21 protein-coding genes are annotated in these 21,243 nt (G+C 61.4%); 14 read left to right on the forward strand and 7 right to left on the reverse strand.

What is annotated here, in order from left to right; all coding sequences use genetic code 11:
* Window positions 1-97 precede the first annotated feature (97 nt).
* Genes cobU through C6Y56_RS08395 form a run of 8 tightly spaced genes read left to right on the forward strand, consistent with a single transcriptional unit; the run spans window position 98 to window position 5,421 of the window.
* Window positions 98-619, forward strand: a complete 522-nt coding sequence (gene cobU, locus C6Y56_RS08365; RefSeq protein ID WP_169429475.1) for a bifunctional adenosylcobinamide kinase/adenosylcobinamide-phosphate guanylyltransferase — start codon at window positions 98-100, stop codon at window positions 617-619.
* Window positions 616-1,671: a nicotinate-nucleotide--dimethylbenzimidazole phosphoribosyltransferase gene (gene cobT / locus C6Y56_RS08370; RefSeq protein WP_169429476.1), complete on the forward strand. Its 1,056-nt coding sequence runs from the start codon at window positions 616-618 to the stop codon at window positions 1,669-1,671. Before cobU ends, cobT begins: the two co-directional genes overlap by 4 nt.
* Complete coding sequence (cobC, locus tag C6Y56_RS08375) at window positions 1,668-2,243, forward strand: alpha-ribazole phosphatase family protein (protein WP_169429477.1); 576 nt, start codon at window positions 1,668-1,670, stop codon at window positions 2,241-2,243. Before cobT ends, cobC begins: the two co-directional genes overlap by 4 nt.
* Before the next feature lies 1 nt (window position 2,244).
* Window positions 2,245-2,976 carry an adenosylcobinamide-GDP ribazoletransferase gene (locus tag C6Y56_RS08380; RefSeq protein WP_169429478.1) on the forward strand — a complete coding sequence of 244 codons (732 nt, stop codon included), beginning with the start codon at window positions 2,245-2,247 and terminating at the stop codon, window positions 2,974-2,976.
* A gap of 43 nt (window positions 2,977-3,019) precedes the next feature.
* The gene (locus tag C6Y56_RS08385) at window positions 3,020-3,424 is read left to right on the forward strand and encodes a MarR family winged helix-turn-helix transcriptional regulator (RefSeq protein WP_169429479.1); all 405 of its coding nucleotides are present in this window, start codon (window positions 3,020-3,022) and stop codon (window positions 3,422-3,424) included.
* 54 nt (window positions 3,425-3,478) lie between these two features.
* Entirely contained in the window at window positions 3,479-4,687 is a 1,209-nt protein-coding gene (locus tag C6Y56_RS08390) for an MFS transporter (RefSeq protein ID WP_169429480.1), read from the forward strand.
* Window positions 4,684-4,809 (forward strand): hypothetical protein, encoded by a 126-nt coding sequence (locus C6Y56_RS29385; protein WP_283241417.1) that lies wholly within the window; start codon window positions 4,684-4,686, stop codon window positions 4,807-4,809. The genes C6Y56_RS08390 and C6Y56_RS29385 overlap by 4 nt, the downstream gene beginning before the upstream one ends.
* A gap of 51 nt (window positions 4,810-4,860) precedes the next feature.
* The gene (locus tag C6Y56_RS08395) at window positions 4,861-5,421 is read left to right on the forward strand and encodes a glutathione peroxidase (protein WP_169429481.1); all 561 of its coding nucleotides are present in this window, start codon (window positions 4,861-4,863) and stop codon (window positions 5,419-5,421) included.
* An 81-nt stretch (window positions 5,422-5,502) separates the two neighbouring features.
* On the opposite strand, the gene C6Y56_RS08400 is transcribed toward C6Y56_RS08395, so the two are convergent.
* From C6Y56_RS08400 to C6Y56_RS08410, 3 genes are all read right to left on the reverse strand, one after another.
* Window positions 5,503-6,774: an OmpP1/FadL family transporter gene (locus tag C6Y56_RS08400; RefSeq protein WP_169429482.1), complete on the reverse strand. Its 1,272-nt coding sequence runs from the start codon at window positions 6,772-6,774 to the stop codon at window positions 5,503-5,505.
* A gap of 146 nt (window positions 6,775-6,920) precedes the next feature.
* Window positions 6,921-7,403 carry a hypothetical protein gene (locus C6Y56_RS08405; protein ID WP_085710598.1) on the reverse strand — a complete coding sequence of 161 codons (483 nt, stop codon included), beginning with the start codon at window positions 7,401-7,403 and terminating at the stop codon, window positions 6,921-6,923.
* Window positions 7,404-7,679: 276 nt separating this feature from the next.
* Window positions 7,680-7,904 (reverse strand): hypothetical protein, encoded by a 225-nt coding sequence (locus tag C6Y56_RS08410; protein WP_007950419.1) that lies wholly within the window; start codon window positions 7,902-7,904, stop codon window positions 7,680-7,682.
* Between the two features lie 956 nt (window positions 7,905-8,860).
* Here C6Y56_RS08410 and C6Y56_RS08415 point away from each other — a divergent pair.
* Window positions 8,861-9,184, forward strand: coding sequence for a sel1 repeat family protein (locus tag C6Y56_RS08415; protein WP_169429483.1), 324 nt, complete (start codon window positions 8,861-8,863; stop codon window positions 9,182-9,184).
* Between the two features lie 175 nt (window positions 9,185-9,359).
* Window positions 9,360-10,724, forward strand: a complete 1,365-nt coding sequence (gene rmuC, locus C6Y56_RS08420) for a DNA recombination protein RmuC (protein WP_169432607.1) — start codon at window positions 9,360-9,362, stop codon at window positions 10,722-10,724.
* A gap of 9 nt (window positions 10,725-10,733) precedes the next feature.
* Here rmuC and C6Y56_RS08425 read toward each other — a convergent pair whose 3' ends face one another.
* A complete protein-coding gene (locus C6Y56_RS08425) occupies window positions 10,734-14,204 on the reverse strand; it encodes a hybrid sensor histidine kinase/response regulator (RefSeq protein ID WP_169429484.1) in 3,471 nt (1,156 codons plus the stop codon).
* Between the two features lie 134 nt (window positions 14,205-14,338).
* Window positions 14,339-14,881 (reverse strand): TetR/AcrR family transcriptional regulator, encoded by a 543-nt coding sequence (locus C6Y56_RS08430; protein ID WP_169429485.1) that lies wholly within the window; start codon window positions 14,879-14,881, stop codon window positions 14,339-14,341.
* A 91-nt stretch (window positions 14,882-14,972) separates the two neighbouring features.
* On the opposite strand from C6Y56_RS08430, the gene C6Y56_RS08435 reads away from it, so the two are divergent.
* The 4 genes from C6Y56_RS08435 to C6Y56_RS08450 all read left to right on the forward strand — a co-directional run bounded on the left by C6Y56_RS08435 (window position 14,973) and on the right by C6Y56_RS08450 (window position 19,766).
* Window positions 14,973-16,160 (forward strand): MFS transporter, encoded by a 1,188-nt coding sequence (locus C6Y56_RS08435; RefSeq protein WP_169429486.1) that lies wholly within the window; start codon window positions 14,973-14,975, stop codon window positions 16,158-16,160.
* 52 nt (window positions 16,161-16,212) lie between these two features.
* Window positions 16,213-16,524 (forward strand): cupin, encoded by a 312-nt coding sequence (locus C6Y56_RS08440; RefSeq protein ID WP_169429487.1) that lies wholly within the window; start codon window positions 16,213-16,215, stop codon window positions 16,522-16,524.
* A 105-nt stretch (window positions 16,525-16,629) separates the two neighbouring features.
* Window positions 16,630-17,781, forward strand: coding sequence for a TDT family transporter (locus C6Y56_RS08445; protein WP_169429488.1), 1,152 nt, complete (start codon window positions 16,630-16,632; stop codon window positions 17,779-17,781).
* 110 nt (window positions 17,782-17,891) lie between these two features.
* On the forward strand, window positions 17,892-19,766 hold the full coding sequence (locus tag C6Y56_RS08450; protein WP_169429489.1) for an MFS transporter: 1,875 nt from the start codon (window positions 17,892-17,894) through the stop codon (window positions 19,764-19,766).
* Between the two features lie 42 nt (window positions 19,767-19,808).
* On the opposite strand, the gene sugE is transcribed toward C6Y56_RS08450, so the two are convergent.
* Window positions 19,809-20,123 (reverse strand): quaternary ammonium compound efflux SMR transporter SugE, encoded by a 315-nt coding sequence (sugE, locus tag C6Y56_RS08455; RefSeq protein WP_039769847.1) that lies wholly within the window; start codon window positions 20,121-20,123, stop codon window positions 19,809-19,811.
* A 118-nt stretch (window positions 20,124-20,241) separates the two neighbouring features.
* Window positions 20,242-21,207, reverse strand: coding sequence for a bile acid:sodium symporter family protein (locus C6Y56_RS08460; protein ID WP_169429490.1), 966 nt, complete (start codon window positions 21,205-21,207; stop codon window positions 20,242-20,244).
* Window positions 21,208-21,243: the final 36 nt, after the last annotated feature.

Consider the following 21,243-nt stretch of genomic DNA (forward strand, 5'->3'; position numbering starts at 1 on the left):
TGTACTCGAGTGCCATGTCCGGCCGACATCCATTGTGGGAGCGGGCTTGCCCGCGAAGAGGTCAGTTGTCTCAACGAATTTTTTTCAGGATGCCTCCATGCTCCAGTTGATCCTCGGCGGCGCCCGCTCCGGCAAAAGTCGCCTGGCCGAAAAGCTCGCCACTGACAGCGCGCTGGCCGTGACGTACATCGCCACCAGTCAGCCGCTGGATGGCGAGATGAATGAACGCGTCGCCCATCACCGTGCCCGTCGTCCCGCCGAATGGGCGTTGATCGAGGAGCCGCTGGAGCTGGCCCGGGTGCTGCGCGAGAACGCCAGTGCCGAGCGTTGCCTGCTGGTGGATTGCCTGACGCTGTGGCTGACCAATCTGCTGATGCTCGAAGACGCCGAACGCCTCGCCGCCGAGCGCGCAGCCCTGCTTGAATGCCTGGCGTCGCTGCCGGGTGAAATCATTTTTGTCAGCAACGAGACCGGAATGGGTGTCGTGCCGCTGGGCGAATTGACTCGCCGCTACGTCGATGAAGCCGGTTGGCTGCATCAAGCTCTGGCCGAGCGTTGTCAGCGAGTCGTCCTGACCGTCGCCGGCCTGCCCCTGACTCTTAAAGGACCTGCGTTATGACTCAAGCCTGGTGGCTGAACCCGTGCAAACTGGTGGATACGGACGCCGTTGAAAGCGCGGCAGCCCGTCAACAGCAATTGACCAAACCCGCAGGCTCCCTCGGGCGACTGGAATCTGTAGCAGTGCAACTGGCCGGATTGCAGGGGCAGATCAAGCCGAAACTCGATCAGGTCTGGATCGCGATTTTTGCTGGCGACCATGGCGTTGTCGCCGAAGGGGTTTCCGCGTTTCCGCAGGAAGTCACCGGGCAGATGCTGCTGAATTTCGTCAGCGGCGGCGCGGCGATCAGCGTGCTGGCGCGGCAGCTCGGTGCGCAACTGGAAGTGGTGGATCTGGGCACCGTGACCCCGTCGCTGAACCTGCCGGGCGTGCGCCACTTGAATATCGGCCAGGGCACGGCGAATTTCGCCAAGGGTGCGGCGATGACTCGGGCACAGGGCGAACTCGCCTTGCAGGGCGGCCGCGACAGTGTGCTGCGCGCGAAGGCGGCGGGCGCGCAATTGTTCATCGGTGGCGAAATGGGCATCGGCAACACCACGGCCGCCAGTGCGCTGGCCTGTGCGCTGCTCGATTGCCCGGTGGCACACCTGACCGGTCCCGGCACCGGGTTGAATGCCGAAGGCGTCAGCCACAAGGCGCTGGTGATCGAGCGGGCGCTGGCGCTGCACTCGGCGCAGCGTGGGGATGTGCTGCAGACCCTGTTCAATCTCGGCGGCTTCGAGATTGCGGCTTTGGTCGGCGCGTATCTGGCCTGTGCTCAGGAAGGTGTGGCGGTGCTGGTGGACGGCTTCATCTGCACGGTCGCTGCGCTGGTGGCGGTGCGTCTGAATCCGGCTTGCCGTGAGTGGCTGCTGTTCGGTCATCGCGGCGCCGAGCCGGGCCATCGTCATGTGCTGGAAACGCTGAGTGCCGAGCCGCTTCTTGAACTGGGCCTGCGTCTGGGCGAGGGCAGCGGCGCTGCGCTGGCGGTGCCGTTGTTGCGTCTGGCCTGTGATCTGCACGGCCAGATGGCGACCTTCGCCGAGGCCGCGGTGGCGGATCGTCCGGCATGACCTTGCGTCTGGATCTGCTGCGCCACGGTGAAACCGAACTCGGCGGTGGCCTGCGCGGCAGCCTCGACGACGCGCTGACTGAAAAAGGCTGGGCGCAGATGCGCGAGGCGGTGAGCGGGCAGGGACCGTGGGATCGGCTGGTCAGTTCGCCGTTGCAGCGTTGTGCGCGGTTTGCTGAAGAGCTGGGTGCGCAGCGGGATCTGCCAGTATCTCTGGACAAGAATCTGCAAGAGCTGCATTTCGGTGCCTGGGAAGGGCAGAGCGCGGCGGCGCTGATGGAAACCGATGCCGAAGCGCTTGGGCTGTTCTGGGCGGATCCGTATGGGTTTACCCCGCCGCAGGGTGAGCCTGTCAGCGAGTTTTCTGCGCGGGTGCTGGCGGCGGTCATGCGACTGCATGCGGCGCACGCGGGGGAGCGGGTGTTGCTGATCAGCCATGGCGGCGTGATGCGTCTGTTGCTGGCGCGGGCCCGTGGTTTGCCTCGTGAGCAGTTGCTGAATGTCGAAGTGGGTCACGGCGCGCTGTTTTCGCTGATCGTCGAGGCCGACGGTTCGCTCAGGGAAGTGTGCTGACATGCTGCCCCTGTGGATCGCCCTGCAATTTCTCAGCAGCCTGCCGATTCGTCTGCCGGGCATGCCGGCGCCCGAAGAACTCGGCCGCTCGCTGCTGTTTTATCCGCTGGTGGGCTTGCTGTTCGGGGTGATTCTCTGGGCACTGAACATTGCCTTGGCCGGCACGCCATTGCTGTTGCATGCCGCGTTGTTGCTGACGGTTTGGGTGCTGCTCAGCGGTGCTTTGCACCTCGATGGGCTGGCGGACAGCGCCGATGCGTGGCTCGGCGGTTTCGGTGATCGCGAGCGTACGCTGACAATCATGAAGGACCCGCGCAGCGGGCCGATTGCGGTGGTGACGCTGGTGCTGGTGTTGTTGCTCAAGTTTGCCGCGTTGCTGGCCTTGATCGAACAGCAGCAGGGTATGGCATTGATCATCGTGCCGCTGATCGGGCGGGCGGCGCTGCTCGGACTGTTCCTCACCACGACTTATGTGCGGGCCGGTGGATTGGGGCAGGCGCTGGCCGATCATCTGCCACGCAAGACGGGTTGGCAGGTGCTGGCGGTGAGTGCGGCGGTGTGCGTGGTGATTGCCGGGTTCAATGCTGTCGTGGCGTTGCTGCTGGCGGTCGTCGTGTTCATCTGGTTGCGACATTTGATGGTGCGGCGCCTGGGCGGAACCACGGGCGATACGGCCGGTGCACTGCTGGAATTATTGGAAATGTCGGTGCTGGTCGGGCTGGCCTTGTTTTGATCTGTAACTTGATTTGACAGACTCGCGGGTATATACACGCATCATGCTTCCTTCTCAGTGTTTGTGCATCAACCTGCGTCGCGCCGCACGTGGCGTCAGCAGGCATTACGACGGCGCTCTCGACGGCTTCGGGATCAACGTTGCCCAGTATTCTCTGCTGTGCAATCTGCAGCGGCTGGATCAACCGAGCATCTCCGAGCTGGCCGAAGCGATGGGCCTGGATCGCAGCACTCTCGGACGCAATCTGCGGGTACTGGAAGGCGAAGGGCTGGTGGCGCTGGCTGAGGGCGAAGACATGCGCAACCGCATTGTCCGGCTCACCGAAACCGGTGCGCAACGCCTGGCAGCAGCCCTGCCGGCCTGGGAAGCGGCGCAGCAGCGGTTGATCGACCGACTGGGTGCCGAGAAGCGTGAAACCTTGCTGCGGCTATTGGATGAACTGGCCTGAGGGCCGGTTTTTTCCGAATCTAAGCGGGTATATACCCGCGACTGGAGAATAACAATGAGTTCGATGTGGCGTACGTGCGGTTGGGTGTTATTGGGGAGTGCGCTGATTCTGGCGTTGTCATTGGGCGTGCGGCACGGTTTCGGCCTGTTCCTGTCGCCGATGAGTGCCCAGTTCGGTTGGGGCCGTGAGGTGTTCGCCTTCGCCATCGCCTTGCAGAACCTGATCTGGGGCCTGGCGCAACCCTTCACCGGCGCACTGGCCGACCGCTTCGGCGCGGCAAAAGTGGTACTGATCGGCGGCGTGCTCTACGCCCTGGGCCTGGTGTTCATGGGGCTGTCGGAGACCGCTTTGGGCTTGTCCCTGAGCGCTGGCCTGCTGATCGGCATCGGGCTGTCCGGGACCTCGTTCTCGGTGATTCTCGGCGTCGTCGGCCGCGCCGTGCCACCGGAGAAACGCAGCATGGGCATGGGCATTGCCAGCGCCGCCGGATCCTTTGGTCAGTTCGCCATGCTGCCGGGCACCCTCGGGCTGATCGGCTGGCTCGGCTGGTCGGCGGCGTTGCTGGTGCTGGGCCTGCTGGTGGCGCTGATCGTGCCGCTGGTGAGCATGCTCAAGGACAAACCGCTGCCGGTGCTCGGCCATGAGCAAACCCTGTCCGAAGCCCTGCGCGAAGCCTGTTCGCATTCCGGGTTCTGGCTGCTGGCGTTCGGTTTCTTCGTCTGCGGTTTTCAAGTGGTGTTTATCGGCGTGCACCTGCCGGCCTATCTGGTCGACCAGCATCTGCCGGCCACCGTCGGCACCACGGTGCTGGCGTTGATCGGCCTGTTCAACATCTTCGGCACCTACACCGCCGGTTGGCTCGGCGGGCGCATGTCCAAGCCGCGTCTGTTGACCGGTCTGTACCTGCTGCGCGCGGTGGTGATCGTGCTGTTCCTGTGGCTGCCGGTGACGACCACATCGGCTTATCTGTTCGGTATGGCCATGGGCTTCCTGTGGCTGTCGACGGTGCCGTTGACCAACGGTACGGTGGCGACCTTGTTTGGCGTGCGAAACCTGTCCATGCTCGGGGGGATCGTGTTCCTGTTCCATCAACTCGGCTCTTTCCTGGGCGGCTGGCTGGGCGGGGTGGTGTATGACCGAACCGGGAGTTATGACTTGATCTGGCAAGTGGCGATTCTCTTGAGCCTGTTGGCGGCCGCGCTGAACTGGCCGGTGCGCGAGCGCCCGGTCGCGCGTCTGCAGGTCCGTACGAGCGCAGCATGAAGCGGATCTGGCCGCAAGTCGCTATCTCTGCACTGGGCGCCGCGTTGCTGGCGCTGGTGTGGTGGGGCTGGCATCAGGGCGGGCTGGCGCTGATGCAGTTGGGCATGGGTGCTTGCCTGTAGGCTTTGGTGGCGAGTAACGTCGGGTTCTGACGACTCTCAAGGATGCCCGACATGCTCAAGCGCTGGTGTGCTGTTCCTGTGTTGCTGATGGCGTTGACCGGACTGGCCCAGGCCGCGGATTGTCCGGATCTGTTGCAAGGTTCGTTGCCCAGGTTGCGGGCCAAGGAATCCATCGACCTGTGCCAGCGCTACGCCGACAAACCGCTGGTGGTGATCAACACCGCCAGCTTCTGTGGTTTCGCCCCGCAATTCGAAGGCCTCGAAGCGCTCAATCAGCGCTACAAGGCGCAAGGGCTGGAAATGCTCGGCGTGCCCTCCAATGACTTCAAGCAGGAGTCCAAGGACAGCGCCGAGACCGCCAAGGTCTGCTACGCCAACTACGGCGTGACGTTCACCATGACCGAGCCGCAGAAGGTGCGGGGTGACGATGCGACTCACTTGTTCCAGGTGCTGGCAAAACAGAGCAGCGCACCGAAGTGGAATTTCTACAAATACGTGGTTGATCGCCAGGGCAAGGTGATCGCCAACTTTTCCAGCCTGACCAAGCCGGATGATCCGGAGTTTCTCGCGGCTATCGAGAAAGCCATCGCCTCAAAACCCCTGAAACCCTGATCGACACCCACTAAAAAGCCCCGCCTCTGTCGAGAGGGCGGGGCTTTTTAGTGGGCGAGGGGTTAGCCTCGCCGTACAGCATCAGAAGCGGTAGGTCGCGCCGACACCGAAACCGTTTGCCGAGTTTTCATACTTGGCATCGTAGGTCTGGCCACGATTGTTTTCGTTGTGGACCTTGACGGCCTCTTCCTTCAGGTACGAGTACGCGACGTCGATGGTCAGGTCGTCAGTCGGGCTCCAGCCGGCACCGATGCTGAAGATGGTCCGGTCACCGGTAGGGATGCGCGGCGAACGGTCGACGTTGTTGGTCGGCGACTGGTCGAAGGTCAGACCGGTACGCAGTACCCATTCCTTGTTCAACTGGTAGGACGTACCGATGGCGTAAGCCCAGCTGTCATGCCAGTTCTGCTCTTCGGTGATTTCGCCAAACTGGCCGGCCAGCAGCGGCTGGACACCGGAGTTCTTGACGGTGATCTTTTCCAGCTGGCTCCAGCGGGTCCAGGTGGTACCGGCATAGACGTTCCAGCGATCGTTGATCGCCTGGGTAACCGAAAAGTCCACGGATTCAGGCGTGGTGATCTTCAGCGAAGCGTCGTACTTCTGGCTGGCACCCAGACCGACTGCGGCCAGTGCGCCGTAGTTGACCTTGGTGTTGCCTTCGAGCTTGTAGTCGACCTTGGAATGGTAGGTCAGACCCAGTCGAGTGGTGTCGGTCGCTTGTACCAGCACACCGATGTTGTAGCCCAGCGCGGTGTCATCACCCTTGATCTTGACCTTGCCGTCCGGCAGGGCCTGAGTGATCGACAGGTTCGATTCCAGGGTGCCGTCGATACGGTTGATGGTCGGACCGAAACCGACCGATACCACATCGTTGAACTTGTAGCTGACGGTTGGCTGGAAAGTGATGACCTGTACTTCGGACTTGCTGCCGAAGTAGCGGCCGGCGAAACCTTTTTCATAGTCGGTAATCAGGCCGAAGGGTACGTACACACCCAGGCCGAATGCCCAATGCTCATCGATCGGCTTGACGTAGAAACCCATAGGAACTGAGGTGAAGGGCACCATGTCGCCTTTGTTGCTGCCGCCGTTGGGGCTGGAGCTGGCGTCGCTGATATCGGTCTTGGCATCGAGGAATGCAACACCACCGGTGACTTGTTCGCGAGTGAGACGCGACATGCCGGCAGGGTTGCCATAAACAGTGCTTGCATCGTCGGCAGAAGAAGATCGCCCGGCGTACCCAGTCCCCATCCCGCTGATGCTGTGCTCGTTGATGGCAAAGCCAGCGGCGAAAATCTGCGTGGATGCCAGGGAAACGGCGAGGCTGATGGTGGTTTTGAGCATTACTTTTTTCATTATTAGAACTCCTGGTGATCACCGGGGCGGAAATTACCAACATTTTCGTCCCAGCGCTATAGTCCCTAAGGCTTGAGTTAGAGCGGTTTTGTAGGACAATCCGACCAGATTCGCGACCCGTTGGACGATCTTGCGAAACTGACGAGTCAGCACGCGACCTGATTCAGCGGTGAAACACAGGTCTGCCAGGCACAGGTGAAGTCACGCAGACGACCCTGGGGTTGAAAGGTCTGGCGCCAGATGCGGGCCATTGCGAGCAGGTCGTCCGGGTCGGGGAGGGTGGGGGTCTGTTCTTCGACCAGCAGCCAGGCGATGGCGGTGGCGTAACGCAGGTTGACGGTCAGTTCGAGGTGCGGACTGCTGAGAAAGGCATGCTGGCTGGCCAGGCCGCGAACCAGGCTGGCGCGCTCCGGATCGAGCGCCAGGTAATGGTCCCATAGGGCCTGGTGGCGATGCTCGGCAATCCGGTACAGGCCGTGGCCACGGCGGTCATGCAGGGCGGAACCCAGGGCGGACTGACTGGCGGCGATGCCCAGCAGCAGGGATTCGGCGGTGGCGCAGTGACGTCCCAGATAAATCAGCGTTGGACGGATCACATAGCGGCACAGTTCGCTGGCAGCGATACCCATAAAACCCTCGGTTCTTGTTATTGGGCGGCGAGGCCTGAAGGGGAGCTTGGCAGCTGTGAATCGAATCAGGCCCGCCGAAAGCGGATCAAGCCGCTTGAGTTGAAGTGTAGTGTCATATTCGCGCCGTAAAGGCCTGTTTTTAAAATATTTCCGGCGAGCAGTTATAACCGTTATATCGGTTGGTGCTTAACCGTGAGCGGTAAAAAGAGAAACATCGGGCAATAAAAAGCCCCGCGTTTCAAGCGGGGCTTTTGCTTTTGCAGCCACTTCGGCCTCTCAGGCGATCAATGCCTGACGCGTGCGATCGATCACGGCCTGCAGCGGTTCGGCGCTGGAGTACTGATCGGGGTACAGACGCTCGCTGTGGCGGGCGATCCCGTGTTCATTGACCACGGTGAAGCTGAAGCAGCCTTTGCGAGCGGCCATGATCAGGCAGTTCATTGGAGCAAAAGCGTTGGTTAGGGTGCGAATGGCATCCTGAGTCTGGATTTGAGTAGACATAGTTATTAGGTGTTCCTACAAATGACACGGATAAGAACCGTGCAACGTTAAAACGTTCCAGTAACGCAGACCACCATTGGTCGAACGAAGAACCCGACTGGAACAAAGCAGCCAGTTTGAAGCGCTGAAAAGTTGGCGCGCTTGGGCTGGCAGGTAGGTACTTAGGAGGACAGGCAACACATCGAGGGCAGAGGTTCTGGGCCCGGGGTGAAGATCCTGATCAATTTGCAGGTTGGTTCGGTCAGAGTAAGTGGTCTTCGCAACACCCTTTGTATTCGTTTCAAAGGCTGTGTCGTCGCAAGATTTACCTGGAAACCATCGAGGGGTCGGACCCGCTTTTGTCGGTGGAGGCTTCTGTGAAAAGAAGGCTGACCGTGGGGGGTTGTTCGACCGGAATTGACTTTCAGCTTGGTACTAACGCCGCGGATACTAACGGAACGCATCGAGGAAGGCAAACCTCATTTCTAAAAAGAACCTGCGGGATGTTCTTCCGGCACCGGCCGCGCCCCGATTTGGCTCACATCCCGACCGTCGGTCGTCTCGCGGGGCGGCGAAGTGGTTGCATCGCAGCCGCTTATCCCCAATCAGAATGCCGGAACGACCCGAAAAAGCGCATCGATATAACCGCGTAACAGGTACTTGTGCACATTAGTTGCGCAGACGGTAACCACACTGTCACATCGTTCCTGACCCCGATGGCTGCCTGTAACGAAAGTTTAAGTCAATGAAAAACATCGCTTTTTTTTACTGGTGAAAAAATCGTCAGTTTGACTGCGGGCCCCATTCCACAAGGCTTTGCGGCGTGTCGAGAGGGGTTGTCCACTGAGTTATCCACAGCTTCTGTGGATTGTCCCGAGCGCTTGCTCTAGCACGGGCGTGCCGGGATTTTTTTCGACTTTACCTGTGCGAAAAAAAGAGTAGAGTGGCGCGCCTTCCGATCTGCCCCACAGTGCTTTATGAAGTTTCGCTCAGCTCCAGATTCTGTTACTTCCCAACCCCCTCGTGTTACCGCCCCCAAGCGATTGTCCGTACGTGTGGCCGAATGGCTGCTCGACAGCCCGCGCCTGAGCGACAGCCAGAATGCCAAGCACCTCGCCGGCCGACTGCTCAAGCAACCGGCCCGCGAAGGCGTGATTGTGGCGCAAAGCCGTCTCGGACAGTTGATGTGTCGTGAGTGCGGCAATGCCCGGGATCGCCGCATCGGGCAGGACCTGCTGCGTCAGGCCGCCCGTGCGGGTGACCGGCGTGCACAACAGGAACTCGGCCTGATCGAAGACTGAGCTGTCCAAGACCTGACGCCTTGGTTAACCTTCAGGCTTTATCGGATCGGCGGGAATGACTATGGCGATGGACTTGACCAGCATCTTGCTCGGGTTGGCAGGCGCGGCCTTGCCGCTGCTGGCACTGGCCTGGCAACTGCAACGTCGGGCCAGTCAGAACCAGTCTGAAGTCGCGTTGCTCGAAGAGCGGCTGGCCATGGCGCAAATGGCCCAGGACGGCCTCAATGCCCAGCTTGAAGCCTGTCGCGACGAAATCGCCGACCTTGGCCAGGCCAATGCCTCCAAACAAGCCGATCTCGCGGCCGTGCGCCGGGAAGTCGAACTGTTGCAGATCGAGCGCGACGACGCCCGCGACGCCGCCCATGCCTGGAATCTCGAGCGCGCCAGCAAGGAAGCCGAGCTGCGACGTCTGGACGCTCAGGCCGCTTCACTGAATGCCGAATTGCGCGAGCAGCAGGAAAGCCATCAACAACGTCTCGATGACCTGCAAGGCTCCCGCGACGAGTTGCGCGCCCAGTTCGCCGAACTGGCGGGCAAGATCTTCGACGAGCGTGAACAGCGTTTCGCCGAAACCAGCCAGCAGCGCCTCGGGCAGTTGCTTGATCCTTTGAAAGAACGCATCCAGTCCTTTGAAAAACGGGTCGAGGAAAGCTATCAGGCCGAAGCCCGCGAGCGCTTCTCCCTGGCCAAGGAGCTTGAGCGTCTGCAACAACTGAACCTGCGCCTGAGCGATGAGGCCACCAACCTGACCCGTGCTCTGAAAGGCCAGAAAACCCAGGGTAACTGGGGCGAACTGATTCTGGAACGAGTGCTGGAACATGCCGGGCTGGAGAAGGGCCGCGAGTACCAGACCCAGGTCAACCTCAAGGGCCCGGACGGCGAGCGCTTCCAGCCGGACGTGATCATTTACCTGCCGGGCGACAAGCAGGTGGTGGTCGACTCCAAGGTCAGCCTCACGGCGTATCAGCAATATGTGGCGGCCGACGACGATGCCATCGGCCAGATCGCCATGAAGCAGCATGTGCTGTCGCTGCGCAGCCACGTCAAAGGCCTGGCAGGCAAGGACTACAAGCGTCTTGAAGGGCTGCACAGCCTCGATTTCGTCTTGCTGTTCGTGCCCATCGAAGCGGCGTTTTCCGCGGCGCTGCAAGCCGAGCCGGCGCTGTTTCAGGAAGCCTTCGACCGCAACATCGTGATCGTCAGCCCGACCACGCTGCTCGCCACCCTGCGGGTCATCGACAGCCTGTGGAAACAGGAACGCCAGAGCCAGAACGCCCGGGAAATCGCCGAGCGAGCCGGATGGCTGTACGACAAGTTCGTGCTGTTCATTCAGGATCTGGACGAAGTCGGCAATCGTCTGCAGCAACTGGATAAAGCCTACAGCGCAGCACGAAACAAACTGACAGAGGGGCGCGGCAACCTGGTCAGTCGCAGTGAGCAGCTGAAATTGCTCGGCGCACGAGCGAGCAAGAGCCTGCCGGCGGATCTGCTGGAGCGCGCCATGACCGATGCCGACGGCCTGGTCGAACTGCCTGAATAAGCCACTCTTTTAGAGCGGCAAATAGCGGCTCAACAACGCCCGCAACGCCGCCGGTTTCACCGGTTTGGCCAGATAATCCAGCCCGGCCGCGTGCACCAGGGCCACGGTTTCCGGATGTCCGTCGGCGCTGATCACCACCCCGGGCACCGGTTCGCCCAGTCTCGTACGCAACCAGGCCATCAGGTCGGTGCCGGTTTCACCGTGATCGAGGTGGAAGTCCACCAGCGCCAGTTGCGGCCGCACGCCATCGTTGAGCAGCGCCGCACATTCTTCGCGGTTGCGCGCCGTCCACACATGACAACCCCAGCGCGTGAGCAGGCTGTTCATGCCGATCAGAATGCTGTCTTCGTTATCGATGCACAGCACCCGCGCGCCGCTGTGCAGTTTGCCGTTGAGTTCGACCGCAGCGCCCGGCTGCGCGGTTTGCGTCTTTGCCAGCGGCACCCGCACACTGAACACACTGCCGCGCCCCGGCCATGAACGCACGCGCAAGGTGTGCCCGAGCACCCGGCACAAGCCGTCGGCGATCGCCAGGCCTAGGCCCAGGCCTTTCTCGGCGCGGGTCTGATGGCTGTCGAGGCGTTTGAATTCTTCGAAAATCACTTGCTGCTTGTCTTCCGGAATCCCTGGACCGCGATCCCACACCTCCAGGCAAATCTCGCCCTGTCGCCGGCGTACGCCCAGCAAGACCGGGCCTTTGGCGTAGCGGAAGGCGTTGGTCAGGAAGTTTTGCAGGATCCGTCGCAGCAACTTGATGTCGCTGTCGATGCGCAAATGACTGCCGCGGACCCGGAAGCTCAGGCCCTGTTCCTGCGCGAGCGCCTTGAATTCGGCACCGAGGGTGTCGAACAGCTCATTGACCGCGAACGGCTTGCGATCCGGATTGATCTTGCCGTTCTCCAGACGGGAAATGTCCAGCAGGTCGCTGATCAGGTCTTCGGCCGAGCGCAGCGAGCTGTCGAGATGCTGCACCAGTTTCTGTGCTTCACCGCTCAAGCCGTCCTCTTGGTGGGAGAGGGCGGCGGAGAACAGCCGTGCGGCGTTCAACGGTTGCATCAAGTCGTGGCTGACCGCCGCGAGGAAGCGGGTTTTCGACTGGTTGGCCGCCTCGGCATTGCCCTTGGCCTCAGTCAGCGCGACGTTGAGTTGCGACAGTTCCTGAGTCCGCTCGCTGACCCGTTGTTCCAGCCCTTCGTTAGCCTCGGTCAGTGCCTGTTCGGCTTCGCGGAACGCGGTGATGTCGGTGAAACTCATGACGAAACCGCCGCCGGGCATCGGGTTGCCGATCAGTTCTATCACCCGGCCGTTAGGGAACAGGCGCTCGGAGGTGTGGGCGCGGCCCTGACGCATCCAGTGCAGGCGCCGGGCAACGTGAACCTCCGCTTCGCCGGGGCCGCACAGGCCGCGTTCGGCGTTGTAGCGAATGATGTCGGCAATCGGTCGGCCAACGCTGATCAAGCCGTCCGGGTAATTGAACAACTCCAGATAGCGCCGGTTCCAGGCCACCAGTTTCAGCGACTGGTCGACCACACTGATGCCTTGGGTGATGTTCTCGATGGCGCCTTGCAGTAGGGCGCGGTTGAACTGCAACACTTCCGAGGCTTCGTCGGCGATCCGGACGACGTCCTCCAGTTGCATCTCCCGACCTTCAATGGCGGCTTTTACGACAGCCCGTGTCGAAGAAGCACCCAGGACACCGGCCAGCAAGCGCTCGGTATGGGCAATCCATTCGCCGTCGGCGTTCTGGTTCGGGTTGAAGCCCTTGCCCTGGCGGTAGGCGAAACGAATGAAGCTCTGCCGCGCACGTTCTTCACCGACAAAGCGCGCCGCCAGTTGCAGCAAGTCGTCGATCTGTACCGCCAGCATCGAGCGTGCGCTGGGTCGGGCGCTGATTTCCTGGCCGATGAAGCGTCCGGCCTGCCAGTGTTCCGACACCCGGGTGCGCGACAGTACCGAGACCCAGGCGAACAATGTGAAGTTACCCGCCAGCGATAGCACCACGCCTTGAGTCAGCGGGGTAATCGGTAGGTTTAGCGGATTGCTGTGCAGCCAGGCCAGACCGGGGAAAGTGTCCAGCGACCAACCGAGACTGCGCGCAGCGATCGGCAGGATCAGGGTGTAGAACCACAGGAATGTGCCGGCGGCGAGGCCGGCAAATACGCCGCGGCGGTTGGCCTGTTTCCAGTACAACGCGCCGAGCATCGCCGGCGCCAGTTGGGTCACGGCGGCGAACGCGATCTGGCCGATGGTCGCCAGGCTCGCGGTGGAACCGAGCAATCGGTAGCTGACGTAAGCCAGCAACAGAATCACCACGATGCTGACCCGACGCACCGACAGCATCCACTGGCGGAACACTTCGAACGGCCGCTCGGCATTGTTGCGGCGCAACAGCCATGGCAGCAGCATGTCGTTGGACACCATGGTCGACAGCGCCACGCTTGCCACGATCACCATGCCGGTGGCCGCCGAGGCGCCGCCGATAAACGCCAGCATGGCCAGCGCCGGGTGAGCCTGGGCCAATGGCAGGCTGATGACGAAAGAGTCGGGGATGACCGAACTGGGCAGCATCATCTGACCGGCCAGAGCGATCGGGACTACAAACAGCGCAGCCAGTCCGAGGTAGGCCGGGAATACCCATTTGGCCAGGCGCAGATCCTGCGGGTCGATGTTCTCCACCACTGTCACATGGAACTGTCGGGGCAGGCAGATGATCGCCATCATCGCTACGCCGGTCTGTACCACCATCGACGGCCAGTTGATGGTTTCTTTCCAGTATTCCTCAAGGCGCGGGGCGAGCATTGCCTGATTGAACAGGTCGTCGAAGCCGTCATACAGGCCATAAGTGACGAAGGCGCCGACGGCGAGGAAGGCGAACAGCTTGACCAGCGACTCGAATGCAATCGCCAGCACCATGCCCCGGTGGTGTTCGGTGGCGTCGAGGTTGCGCGTACCGAAAACGATGGTGAACAACGCCAGCACCAGTGACACGATCAGTGCCGTGTCCTGGGCGCGGGTGCCCATGGCATCGGCACCGGCGCCGATCAGCAGGTTCACGCCCAGGACGATGCCCTTGAGCTGCAAGGCGATGTAAGGCAGGACGCCCACCAGACAAATCAGCGCCACGACCACCGCCAGCGATTGGGATTTGCCGTAACGGGCGGCGATGAAGTCGGCGATGGAGGTGATGTTCTCCTGCTTGCTGATCATCACCATTTTTTGCAGAACCCACGGCGCACCCAGCAACAGCAGGATCGGCCCGAGGTAAATCGGCAGAAATGACCATAGCTGTTCGGCGGCCTGACCGACCGCGCCAAAGAACGTCCAGCTGGTGCAGTAGACCGCCAGCGACAGGCTGTACACCCAGGCACGCATCCGCGGCGGCAACGGTGCGCTGCGGCGGTCGCCGTAGAAGGCGATGGCGAACATGATGGCCATATAGGCCAGGGCGACGGCGGCGATCAGCCCGGTGGACAACGACATGGAACACTCCCGACAGAAAACGACCGGACTTGCGCCCGGTCAGACAGTCTCGCACGGGCGCGGCGGTTAGTCAGTGTCGACCAAGGTCGTGGCGTGGCGGGGTGTCGCAGGAACAGAGCCGGGCAGTTCTGTGGTCAGTCCGGTTTGAGCGCGATGTCGATCAAACGGTGCAGTTCTTCGACTTCCAGCGGCGCTGCCGAAAACAGAATGCGGAACACCACCGGGGACACCACCAGATTGATCAGCCGATCCACGCTCGGCGCCGGTTCCTCGGGGTGGCGTCCAATGATGGTCTGCAATTGCTCGCCGATGATCGTTACGCAATAACCCGGGGTCGCACTCGCCTGCACGTCGCGCATCATGTTGCGCCCGGGCTCCGAACTCATTTCGTCGAGATATTGTTCAGCCCAGGCACGGATATCGCTGCGCAGGCTGCCGGTTTGCGCCGGCTCGCTGTCGGGGCGCATGCGGGCGAGGGCGACGTCGGCCAGCAAGGCGGCCAGATCGCCCCAGCGCCGGTAAATCGTCGACGGCGTCACCCCGGCGCGCGCCGCGATTTGCGGGACGGTCACCGTTGAGCGCTCCTGTTCTTGCAGAAGCGCGCGGACTGCCGAGTGAATCGACTCCTGCACCCGGGCACTGCGACCGCCCGGGCGTAAACCTTCTTTAATAGCCATGCGGCAGACCTTAACACAAAGAATTTGCTTTAAGCGCAAGCCGAGAGCACACTCCGCAAAAGCAAAAAATTAGCTTTTGCGGAGTGTGCCCATGACCAGCCTTGCTTCCAACCGTTCCAGCCTGTGGTTTCTGGCGATCACCTTACTGAGTTTTCTCGCCGCTTCCACTGCGCCGACGCCGTTGTATCACCTGTATCAGGATCAGCTGCATTTTTCGGCAGCGGTGCTGACCCTGATTTTCGGCGTCTACGCCCTCAGTTTGCTGGCCGCGTTGCTGACGGTCGGCTCGCTATCGGATCACCTGGGACGCAAACCGGTGATCTTCACCGCCGTGACGCTCAATGCGCTGGCGATGCTGCTGTTTATCTACGCCGACAGCGTGGGCTGGCTGATCGGCGCGCGAGTGCTGCAAGGTTTCGCCACCGGGATGGCCACCGCCGTGTTGAGCGCGACGCTGCTGGACACTGATCGCCAGCAAGGGCCGTTGATCAACAGCGTTGCTCCGTTGCTCGGCATGGCATTGGGCGGCATGGGCTGCGGCTTGCTGGCCGAGTTCGCCCCGGCGCCGTTGCAATTGACCTATTGGTTGCTGCTCGCGCTGTTTGTGTTGCAGGGCATTTATGTCTGGCGCGTGCCGGAAAGCGTTTCTCGTCAGGCCGGGGCATGGGCCTCGTTGCGGCCGACCCTGCATGTGCCAGTTCAAGCGCGCTCGACGCTGTGGCGAGTGTTGCCGCTGAACACCGCGACCTGGGCGCTCGGCGGTTTTTATGCCTCGCTCGCGCCGTCGCTGGTGCGCACGGCCACCGGTTCCACCTCCAACCTGATCGGCGGCGCGACCGTGGCGGCGCTGACCGTGACCGGTGCGTTGATGATCTTCACGTTGCGCAATCGTCCTGCCTCCCGCGCGCTGCAACTCGGGGCGAGCCTGCTGCCGGCCGGTATCGTGCTGATTCTGTTGGGTGTGCACAGCGCCAGTCTGTCGCTGTTCTTCTTCGGAACGCTGGTGGCCGGTTGTGGCTTTGGCTCCGGTTTTCTCGGTGCGGTGCGCAGCCTGGTGCCGCTGGCATTGCCCCACGAGCGTGCTGGTTTGATGTCGGCGTTTTATGTACTGAGTTACTTGGCGTTCTGCCTGCCGGCGTTGCTGGCCGGGCACTTCACCCACAGTGTGGGCCTGCTGGCCACCACCGATGTGTACGGCGCGGTGCTGATTGTGCTGGCGGTCGGAGCGCTCCTGATGAGTTTCCGCGCGCAAGCGGCAAAGACCTGCAGCGCGCCATAAGCCTGCGGATTCGGTTAGCCTTGGCCAGCCCATTCTTCTCACGGATCGACGCATGAAGATTATCCGCAGCAAGACCTTCACCGCCGAACGCGCCTGGGGCGCGCTCGACATCGCCAACATGAACGGCATCACCACGCGTCTGCACTGGACCGATCAGCCCTACAAATGGCACGTCAATGACGGCGAAGAAGTGTTCGTGGTGCTCGACGGTCAAGTGCTCATGCACTATCGCGAAGAAGGCGAAGAAAAGCAGGCCTTGCTCGACGTTGGCGATATTTTCTACGCGTCCATCGGCACCGAACACGTCGCTCATCCTCAGGGCGCGGTGCGGATTCTGGTGATTGAAACGGAAGGCAGTGTCTGACTGCATATCTACAAAACAGATAACAGTTAGAGAAATTACCCGTTATATAGATATTCGATTCGGTTCTACCATGAGCTCAACCTCACCTGAGGACAGGAGTTCATGATGATTTGCCCCAATAGCGCCAAACCCGGCATCAAGCCATTCAGCCAGCTTCAGCATCCGCGTGAAGTGATCCGCCAATTCACCCCGAACTGGTTCGCCGCCACCATGGGCACCGGCGTACTGGCGTTGGCGCTGGCGCAATTGCCCGTCTCCATTCCCGGTCTGCACGCCGTGGCCGAAGGGCTGTGGCTGTTCAACATTCTGTTGTTCGTGCTGTTTACCGCTGCCTACGCCGCCCGCTGGATTCTGTTCTTCGACGAAGCGCGGCGGATCTTCGGACATTCCACGGTTTCGATGTTCTTCGGCACCATTCCCATGGGCCTGGCGACCATCATCAACGGCTTTCTGTTGTTCGGTCTGCCGCGCTGGGGAGAGGCCGTCATTCATCTGGCCGAAGTGCTGTGGTGGCTGGACGTTGCGATGTCGCTGGCCTGCGGTGTGCTGATTCCCTACATGATGTTTACCCGTCAGGAGCACAGCATCGATCAGATGACCGCCGTCTGGCTGCTGCCGGTGGTGGCCGCAGAAGTGGCGGCGGCCAGCGGTGGACTGCTGGCGCCGCATCTCGCCGATGCGCACTCGCAACTGGTGGTGCTGACGACCAGCTATGTGCTCTGGGCCTTTTCCTTGCCGGTGGCGTTCAGCATTCTGACCATCCTGCTGTTGCGCATGGCGCTGCACAAATTGCCCCACGAAAACATGGCCGCTTCGAGCTGGCTGGCCCTGGGGCCGATCGGCACCGGCGCTCTGGGCATGTTGCTGCTGGGCGGCGACGCCCCGGCGATCTTCGCGGCCAATGGTCTGCCAGGCATCGGCGAAATCGCTTCCGGCCTGGGGCTGGTCGCCGGGATCACGCTGTGGGGCTTCGGTCTGTGGTGGATGCTGATGGCGCTGCTGATCACCGTGCGTTACCTGCGTGATGGCATCCCGTTCAACCTTGGCTGGTGGGGTTTCACCTTCCCGTTGGGCGTGTATTCGCTGGCAACCCTGAAACTGGGCAGCACGTTGCACCTGACGTTCTTCAGTGTGGCCGGTTGTGTACTGGTGACGTTGCTGGCGGTGATGTGGCTGATCGTCGGTAAACGCACGCTGCAAGGTGCGTGGCGCGGCGAGCTGTTTGTTTCACCGTGCATTGCAGGTTTGAAGAAATAACCTGCGAAGATTGGGTAATGTGTGGCCTGGATCGCGGTTCGAGATTCTTATAAGCGTAGCCAGGCCACTCGCTACCTTCTCTTTCCAAAAACAACAGGGTCACACGGAAGATGAGTCACCCCTCACAGTTCAACCTGCTGCGCACCCGGCGCTTCCTGCCGTTCTTCATCACCCAGTCGCTGGGCGCGTTCAACGACAACGTGTTCAAGCAGTCGCTGATCCTCGCCATTCTGTATCGGCTGACCATCGAGGGTGACCGCTCGATCTGGGTCAACCTGTGTGCGCTGCTGTTTATTCTGCCGTTTTTCCTGTTTTCGGCATTGGCCGGACAGTTCGGGGAAAAATTCGCCAAGGATGCGTTGATCCGTCTGATCAAACTGGCAGAAATCGCCATCATGGCTGTGGGATCCGTCGGCTTCCTGTTCGATCACCTGTCGCTGATGCTGGTGGCACTGTTCGCCATGGGCACCCACTCGGCGCTGTTCGGGCCGGTGAAGTATTCGATCCTGCCGCAGGCTTTGCGGGAAGACGAATTGGTCGGTGGCAACGGACTGGTGGAAATGGGCACGTTTCTGGCGATCCTGGCCGGGACCATTGGCGCCGGGGTCATCATGTCTTCGTCGCAGTATGCGCCGCTGGTGTCGACCGCGATTGTCGGCATCGCCGTACTCGGTTACCTCGCCAGCCGCAGCATTCCCCGGGCGGCGGCCGCTTCGCCGGAAATGCGCCTGAACTGGAACATTTTCAGCCAGTCCTGGGCCACGCTGAAGCTCGGGTTAGGCCAGACGCCGGCGGTGTCACGCTCGATTGTCGGCAACTCGTGGTTCTGGTTCGTCGGGGCGATTTATCTGACACAGATCCCGGCTTACGCCAAGGAATGGATGCACGGCGACGAAACCGTGGTCACCCTGATTCTGACGGTGTTTTCGGTCGGTATCGCGCTGGGTTCGATGCTGTGCGAAAAGCTTTCCGGGCGCAAAGTCGAGATCGGCCTGGTGCCGTTTGGCTCGTTCGGCCTGACCGTTTTCGGGCTGTTGCTGTGGTGGCATTCCGGTGGAATTCCGGAGAGCGCGCTCGGCCATAGCTGGACTGAAGTGCTGAGTTTCGGCCATGCCTGGGCGGTGCTGATCGATGTGCTGGGTCTCGGGATCTTTGGCGGTTTCTACATCGTGCCGCTGTACGCATTGATCCAGTCGCGCACCGCCGAGAACGAGCGGGCGCGGGTGATTGCCGCCAACAACATTCTTAACGCGCTGTTCATGGTGATTTCGGCGATTGTCACCATCGTGTTGTTGAGCGTGGTCAAACTGTCGATTCCACAGCTGTTCCTGGTGGTGTCGCTGCTCAACATCGGCGTCAACGCCTACATCTTCAAGATCGTCCCCGAGTTCAGCATGCGTTTCATGATCTGGCTGCTCAGCCACTCCATGTACCGCGTCGAGCATCGCAACCTTGAGGCGATTCCCGATGAGGGCGCGGCGTTACTGGTGTGCAACCACGTGTCGTTCGTTGATGCCTTGCTGATCGGCGGCGCGGTACGTCGGCCGATTCGCTTTGTCATGTACTACAAGATCTACAACCTGCCGGTACTGAATTTTATCTTCCGTACGGCGGGGACCATTCCTATCGCCGGACGCCAGGAAGACATCCAAATCTACGAAAAGGCCTTCACCCTGATTGCCCAGTATCTGAAGGAAGGGGAGCTTGTGTGCATCTTTCCGGAAGGCAAGTTGACCGCTGATGGCGAGATCAACGAATTCAAGGGCGGGCTGACGCGGATTCTCGAAGAGACGCCGGTGCCGGTGATTCCGCTGGCGTTGCAGGGGTTGTGGGGGAGTTTCTTCAGCCGCGATCCCGATAAGGGGTTGTTTCGCCGGTTATGGTCGCGGGTGACGCTGGTGGCGGGTTCGCCGGTGGCGATTGAAGCGGCGCAGCCTGCCGAGTTGCAGGCGCTGGTCGGGGCGTTGCGCGGGACTGTCAGGTAGTCGCTTATAAAGCCGCCATCCTTGACGGATGGCGGCAACGGCTCAGGCGCTGACCTTGAGCCCGATCAACCCGGTGACGATCAGCGCGACGCTGGCCAGCCGAATCAATGCCATCGACTCACCGAACAGAATGATCCCGGCAATCACCGTGCCCACGGCACCGACGCCCGTCCAGATCGCGTAAGCCGTGCCCAGCGGCAATTCCTTCATCGCCAGGCCCAGCAAGCCCAAGCTGACTGCCATGGCGGCAACGGTGAGCACGGTGGGCAGCGGACGGGTGAAGCCATCGGTGTATTTGAGGCCGACGGCCCAGCCGACTTCGAACAGGCCGGCAAAAAACAGAATGATCCAGGACATGAAAGACCTCCATCGATTGACGGGGCCGTCCCCAGATTGAAAACTCGATTGAGCCGCAGGGTCGTCCCTGCGTGGCGCACATACTACCTAAAAATGTGCGCCGCGCCTTGATACGGGATCAGTCGGCCGCCTGTTGCGCCAACGTTTCACGGTCTTCTTTTTCGCTCATCCGCCGGAAGTACGTCGAAAGCAGCGCCCCGGAAATGTTGTGCCACACACTGAACAACGCGCTCGGCACCGCCGCCAGCGGCGAGAAGTGCGCACTGGCCAGCGCAGCACCCAACCCCGAGTTCTGCATGCCGACTTCCAGTGCCAGGGATTTGCGCTGCGGCAGCGGCAGGCCGAACAGGCGTCCGGTGAAGTAACCCAGCAAATAGCCGAAGCTGTTGTGCAGCATCACCACGGCCATGATCAGCAGGCCGGATTCGGCGATCTTCGCCTGGCTGGCGGCAACCACGGCAGCAACGATGATCACGATGCTGACCACCGACACCAGCGGCAGCACTTCCACCGCGTGGCGTACTTTGTCCCCAAGCAAACGTTGCGCGACCACGCCGAGGACGATCGGCAGCAGCACCACTTGCAGGATCGACCAGAACAACTCCATGAACGAGACCGGCAACCACGCCGAGGCCAGCAGCCAGATCAGCGCCGGTGTCAGCAGCGGGGCGAGGAGGGTGGTGACGGCGGCGATGGCCACCGACAGCGCCAGATCGCCACGGGCCAGCCAGGTCATGACGTTCGATGAAGTGCCGCTCGGGCAGCAACCGACCAGAATCACCCCGACGGCGATTTCCGGTGGCAGGTGAAAAACCTGGCAAAGCAGCCATGCCATCCCCGGCATGATCACGAAATGCGCAACCACGCCCAGCGCCACGCGCCAAGGATGACGCGCGACGGCGGCGAAGTCGTCGAGTTTGAGGGTCAGGCCCATGCCGAACATCACCAGTCCGAGCAGCGGCACGATCGCGCCTTTGAGGCCGAGGAACCAGGCCGGTTGCAGGAAAGCGATCACCGCGAAAATCAGAACCCAGTAAGCGAAGGTATTGCCGACAAAACGACTCAGTGCAGCCAGTGCGCGCATGGCCTGTTCCTTATTATGTGAAAACGCCACCGAAGC

It is taken from the genome of Pseudomonas fluorescens (assembly GCF_012974785.1).
Classification (GTDB): Bacteria; Pseudomonadota; Gammaproteobacteria; order Pseudomonadales; family Pseudomonadaceae; genus Aquipseudomonas; species Aquipseudomonas fluorescens_BT.

Excerpts from the sequence above, each read along its gene's own strand:
- cobU (WP_169429475.1), top strand. The coding sequence starts at position 98 with ATGCTCCAGTTGATCCTCGGCGGCGCCCGCTCCGGCAAAAGTCGCCTG.
- cobT (WP_169429476.1), top strand. The coding sequence starts at position 616 with ATGACTCAAGCCTGGTGGCTGAACCCGTGCAAACTGGTGGATACGGAC.
- cobC (WP_169429477.1), top strand. The coding sequence starts at position 1,668 with ATGACCTTGCGTCTGGATCTGCTGCGCCACGGTGAAACCGAACTCGGC.
- C6Y56_RS08380 (WP_169429478.1), top strand. The coding sequence starts at position 2,245 with ATGCTGCCCCTGTGGATCGCCCTGCAATTTCTCAGCAGCCTGCCGATT.
- C6Y56_RS08385 (WP_169429479.1), top strand. The coding sequence starts at position 3,020 with ATGCTTCCTTCTCAGTGTTTGTGCATCAACCTGCGTCGCGCCGCACGT.
- C6Y56_RS08390 (WP_169429480.1), top strand. The coding sequence starts at position 3,479 with ATGAGTTCGATGTGGCGTACGTGCGGTTGGGTGTTATTGGGGAGTGCG.
- C6Y56_RS29385 (WP_283241417.1), top strand. The coding sequence starts at position 4,684 with ATGAAGCGGATCTGGCCGCAAGTCGCTATCTCTGCACTGGGCGCCGCG.
- C6Y56_RS08395 (WP_169429481.1), top strand. The coding sequence starts at position 4,861 with ATGCTCAAGCGCTGGTGTGCTGTTCCTGTGTTGCTGATGGCGTTGACC.
- C6Y56_RS08400 (WP_169429482.1), bottom strand. The coding sequence starts at position 6,774 with ATGAAAAAAGTAATGCTCAAAACCACCATCAGCCTCGCCGTTTCCCTG.
- C6Y56_RS08405 (WP_085710598.1), bottom strand. The coding sequence starts at position 7,403 with ATGGGTATCGCTGCCAGCGAACTGTGCCGCTATGTGATCCGTCCAACG.
- C6Y56_RS08410 (WP_007950419.1), bottom strand. The coding sequence starts at position 7,904 with ATGTCTACTCAAATCCAGACTCAGGATGCCATTCGCACCCTAACCAAC.
- C6Y56_RS08415 (WP_169429483.1), top strand. The coding sequence starts at position 8,861 with ATGAAGTTTCGCTCAGCTCCAGATTCTGTTACTTCCCAACCCCCTCGT.
- C6Y56_RS08425 (WP_169429484.1), bottom strand. The coding sequence starts at position 14,204 with ATGTCGTTGTCCACCGGGCTGATCGCCGCCGTCGCCCTGGCCTATATG.
- C6Y56_RS08430 (WP_169429485.1), bottom strand. The coding sequence starts at position 14,881 with ATGGCTATTAAAGAAGGTTTACGCCCGGGCGGTCGCAGTGCCCGGGTG.
- C6Y56_RS08435 (WP_169429486.1), top strand. The coding sequence starts at position 14,973 with ATGACCAGCCTTGCTTCCAACCGTTCCAGCCTGTGGTTTCTGGCGATC.
- C6Y56_RS08440 (WP_169429487.1), top strand. The coding sequence starts at position 16,213 with ATGAAGATTATCCGCAGCAAGACCTTCACCGCCGAACGCGCCTGGGGC.
- C6Y56_RS08445 (WP_169429488.1), top strand. The coding sequence starts at position 16,630 with ATGATTTGCCCCAATAGCGCCAAACCCGGCATCAAGCCATTCAGCCAG.
- C6Y56_RS08450 (WP_169429489.1), top strand. The coding sequence starts at position 17,892 with ATGAGTCACCCCTCACAGTTCAACCTGCTGCGCACCCGGCGCTTCCTG.
- sugE (WP_039769847.1), bottom strand. The coding sequence starts at position 20,123 with ATGTCCTGGATCATTCTGTTTTTTGCCGGCCTGTTCGAAGTCGGCTGG.
- C6Y56_RS08460 (WP_169429490.1), bottom strand. The coding sequence starts at position 21,207 with ATGCGCGCACTGGCTGCACTGAGTCGTTTTGTCGGCAATACCTTCGCT.